The sequence below is a fragment of the uncultured Gimesia sp. genome (genome assembly GCF_937919775.1).
Taxonomy (GTDB): domain Bacteria; phylum Planctomycetota; class Planctomycetia; order Planctomycetales; family Planctomycetaceae; genus Gimesia.
The window spans coordinates 1-4214 of record NZ_CALFPF010000421.1 but is presented as its reverse complement, the minus strand read 5'-3'; the positions used below and the strand labels follow the sequence as shown (position 1 = coordinate 4214).

Genomic DNA, 4214 nt, shown 5'->3' with positions numbered 1-4214 from the left:
ATCGCCAGAAATGGATCGACATGGGACAATCGCTCAACCTGTATCTGGCAGAACCTTCCGGCAAGAAGTTACATGATATGTATATGCTGGCCTGGGAACGCGGGTTGAAGACCACCTACTATCTGCGAACTCTGGCAGCCACTCAGGTTGAGAAATCAACCGTGGATGTCAACAAGTTCGGAATTCAGCCTCGCTGGATGAAACACGCCAGTGCGTCAGGCGACATTCATGTCGATCGGGAAGCAGTCACACTGGTGACTCCCGGCGAATCCTGTAACCTGGATGGCGACTGTGAAGCGTGTCAGTAATCACAGTGTTTTCTCTCGCGGTAAATTATGCTCATTTTAAATTTAATAATGGATTTTAAAGAGGTGTTATGATGACAATACTCAATACAAAACCAGCTTCACCTAAAAAGAATGCCCCACTGGAAGATACTCCCGAGGGCCGTTTTAATGCAGATAAAAAACGTTTGATTAACTGCTCTCAGGTAGACGTGAATCAATTGATGCCTTTGAAGTATCATTGGGCCTGGGAACATTATCTGAATGGCTGTGCTAACCATTGGATGCCAACGGAAGTCGGCATGACCAAAGACATCGAGATGTGGCGTTCCAGCAAGCTCAGCGACGGCGAACGGTTTGTGATCATGCGGAACCTGGGTTTCTTTGCGACAGCCGAAAGTCTGGTAGCGAACAATATCGTGCTGGCCATTTTCAAGCATGTCACCAATGCGGAAAGTCGTCAGTACCTGTTGCGTCAGGCGTTTGAAGAAGCCGTGCATTCCCACACGTTTCTGTATATCGTAGAAAGCCTCGGGCTCAATGAGTCGGAAGTCTTCAACATGTATCACGAAGTTCCCGCGATCGCGAAAAAAGATCAGTTGGAAATGGAACTGACGTCCGAGATTCTCGATCCAGATTTCACGACAGATACCTTTGAAGGGGCACAGGCCTTTTTAAAGAATCTGATCGGTTACTATCTGATTATGGAAGGGCTTTTCTTCTATACCGGTTTCGTGATGGTGCTTTCATTCCATCGTCGCAATATGATGACGGGGATCGGCGAACAGTTTCAATACATCCTGCGAGATGAAACGATTCACTTGAACTTCGGCATCGACTTGATCAATGGCATCAAGCAGGAAAATCCGGAACTCTGGACTCCTGAATTCCAGCAGCTGATTGTCGACCGTATGAAGTACGCTGCCGAACTGGAAATTGAATACGCCAAGGATTGTCTGCCCACCGGAATTCTGGGTTTGAATGGCGATCTGTTCCGCGAATACGTGCAGCACATTGCTGACCGTCGTCTGGAACGCATTGGCCTGCCTCCTCAATACGGTTCTGCGAATCCTTTCCCCTGGATGAGCGAAACCATGGACCTTTCCAAAGAGAAAAATTTCTTTGAAACCCGCGTGACCGAGTATCAGAGTTCAGGTTCATTAAACTGGGACTGATTTTCGTCCACGATAAAAACAAGGCACCCTCGAAGGGATCACCAGCCGGTGGTCCCTTTTTTTGTGCGCGTGAAAAGGTGGGATAAAATGGGAGGCAGCGACTCTAAAAAAAAGACCAGACGTGGAATCAAAACCTTCAATCTTCTTGCTTCAAGACAGTCGCTGACCCCTTTAATGCTTTCCGTAAAGTTTCCACTCAGGCAGCTGTATCGATTCTGTCACAGGGTCTCTCCTGAAATGCGGGAAGGGAGAGTTCACCGTCGTGTGATCCTGGTGTTCTCTGGTGCGAAATTAATTGGCAATCTTCAAAAAGTTCTGGCACTCACGAAGTTATCGTTCGACGTCTCAATGTCCGAACATTCGGAGACGACGAAATAGTAGTTCCCATAAGTAAAGCGTGGCAAACAGGTTGTGTCTCAATGTCTGATGTCCGGTGAGCTGGGGATTTTTACCGACCCTTTTGACACTCCCGGCGGCACGTTCTTTGCTCAACTGTGTCCTGGAACACGGTGCTCCGTCCCGCTCCTGTTGAAGACCTCTAGACGAGCCTTCACGTTGAAAGTCCTCTCGCTTCATATCATTCACTACTACATCAGGACAAGAACATGAGTTACTTATTGGAAATCAATTCCTTGTGCCATTCCGAAAGGCCCAAAACTACTGTGAGACGCTCCCGAGGCTTCACGCTGATTGAGCTTTTGGTGGTCATCGCGATTATTGCCATTTTAATAGCATTGCTTCTCCCTGCCGTACAACAGGCTCGCGAAGCGGCTCGCCGTTCCACATGCAAGAATAATATGAAGCAGCTTGGTCTGGCTCTGCACAATTATCACGACTCTCACACCAAGTTCCCCTACTCGAGTGCCAACAATGCCATGGTCTGGACGCAGGCCGGAGATCCGATCCTGAATCAATCAGGATGGACGCTGCTGCTGCCCTATCTGGAACAGTCTGCTCTCTACAATCAGTTCAACTTCACCGCCGCCCAACGCAACAGTTCGTTCAGTGGGTGGTCTTCGACTAGTTCGGGAACAGTGATGGGGGCGTCTGCGGATATTACCGCTAATATGGAACTGACAAAAAAAGTCATCGCCGTTTTCAATTGTCCGAGTGATGCAAACAACGCGACCTACAATTCAGCGACTTCCTACTACGGCTGTGGTGTCGCGGGAAGTGCCATGACCAACTACGGTTTCAGCGTCAGCTCCGGCACAGGGCCCTGGGCGTTGTGGGGAAATGAAGGAAGTACCACGAGAGCTCTCTTCGGGGAGAATTCCAATTCCGAGATTGCGAAGATCAAGGATGGCACCAGTAATACCGTAATGGTGTGCGAAACGACTCGTCAGGTGCGGGATGGAACCGGTAACTACTGGGGATGTAGCGTCTATGCGGGAAATGGCGTCAACCTGGCCCACAGCCGCGGAATCAACTACTGGCTCTGTTGCTCCTGGACTCCTCCGATGACTTCACAGCCCGGCGTACTGGGATCTTACAGTATGCCCGGAAGTGCCCATGTCGGAGGTTGTATGATCCTGCTTGCGGATGGCGCTGTGCGTTTTCTCAGCGAGAACATCGATGCCACTACCCGCACCAATCTCTCCCGTATCAAAGACGGCCAGGTGATCGGCGAGTTCTGATTGGGGAATTTGTTTGCCGGGATGTTCCCACGCTCACGGATAAGGATACTCGTGAGCGGCGGACTCTTTTTCTCTTAATCAATCCTGCTTCTTCTAGCTCTGGTGGATCAACATGAGTGCTTGCTTAGATACGACGCGTAAAATGACTCGAGGATTGGCGATCCCTTTCGCGGTCCTGCTTGTTTCTCTTTCCGGTTGTGGGGGTTCGAATTCCGGTCCCGACATTGAAATGATTCCTGTTTCGGGATCCGTGGCGATGGATGGTCAACCGCTCGTCGGTGCGATGGTGGAATTTCATCCCACTGGCCAAACGAAAGGGAACGGAGGGTTTGGCCTGACCGATGAAGCAGGCAAGTTTACTTTGACTGACTATCATTCGAATCCGGGGTGCCCTCCGGGGGAGTACGGTGTGACCTTCTCGAAGATCACGCAACCGGACGGGTCTCCGATACCTCCTGATTCCCCACAAGGTGGGGTCGGGATGAAAGAACAGATTCCCCCGGTCTATAACCTGTTCAAGCCGCATGCGATCATTCAGGGAGCCACAGTCAAGGCACCGGAATCGAAATTTGAGTTTCAGCTCGACTCAAAATTCAAGCCCCCGGCTTCGTTTTTTCAAAACTAGATCATCGAGTCTCAAGGTGTGTTTGAAACTCGTCGTTATTTCCGCCCGTTCTCCGGTGCCGCACCATCACGGTTCTTCCAATCCGTTCCCTTGGATGAGCGAAAGCATGGACCTCTCGAAGGAAAAGAACTTCTTCGAAACCCGCGTGACCGAATACCAGAGCTCCGGTTCATTAAACTGGGACTGATTCGTCCGCGATAAAAAAATAAGGCACCCTCGCAGGGACCACCGATTGGTGGTCCCTTTTTTTGCGCGCGGTAGGATCTGAGATAAAATAACGTGGTATAAAAGGTGTGGTAACTGGAAAATATGGTGATGAGGCAACAAAATATCTTTGGACAATCGATGAACGCGGAATTAATATCGCTCTTGAAAACCCCCGTTTCCAACTCCTCGCGGTAATATAGTTCATACAAATCTCAGCAGCTTCCATAGGGGGGAGAAGCTTGGTTTGAGTCAGCAGATACAGTTGTGATTAATGCGGGATCAGGGC

General features: G+C 49.9%; 3 protein-coding genes and 2 pseudogenes. All 5 read left to right on the top strand.

Features of this window, described 5'->3' with window-relative positions; genetic code table 11:
• Positions 1 to 308 (top strand): annotated as a pseudogene (locus tag Q0294_RS11520) (ribonucleoside-diphosphate reductase subunit alpha); the annotation flags it as partial.
• A 71-nt stretch (positions 309 to 379) separates the two neighbouring features.
• On the top strand, positions 380 to 1459 hold the full coding sequence (locus Q0294_RS11515) for a ribonucleotide-diphosphate reductase subunit beta (protein WP_366917969.1): 1080 nt from the start codon (positions 380 to 382) through the stop codon (positions 1457 to 1459).
• Between the two features lie 605 nt (positions 1460 to 2064).
• Positions 2065 to 3096 carry a DUF1559 domain-containing protein gene (locus Q0294_RS11510; protein WP_299465054.1) on the top strand — a complete coding sequence of 344 codons (1032 nt, stop codon included), beginning with the start codon at positions 2065 to 2067 and terminating at the stop codon, positions 3094 to 3096.
• A 112-nt stretch (positions 3097 to 3208) separates the two neighbouring features.
• Positions 3209 to 3721: a carboxypeptidase-like regulatory domain-containing protein gene (locus Q0294_RS11505; RefSeq protein WP_299465051.1), complete on the top strand. Its 513-nt coding sequence runs from the start codon at positions 3209 to 3211 to the stop codon at positions 3719 to 3721.
• 55 nt (positions 3722 to 3776) lie between these two features.
• Positions 3777 to 3908, top strand: a pseudogene (locus Q0294_RS23415) (ribonucleotide-diphosphate reductase subunit beta); the annotation flags it as partial.
• Positions 3909 to 4214 lie beyond the last annotated feature (306 nt).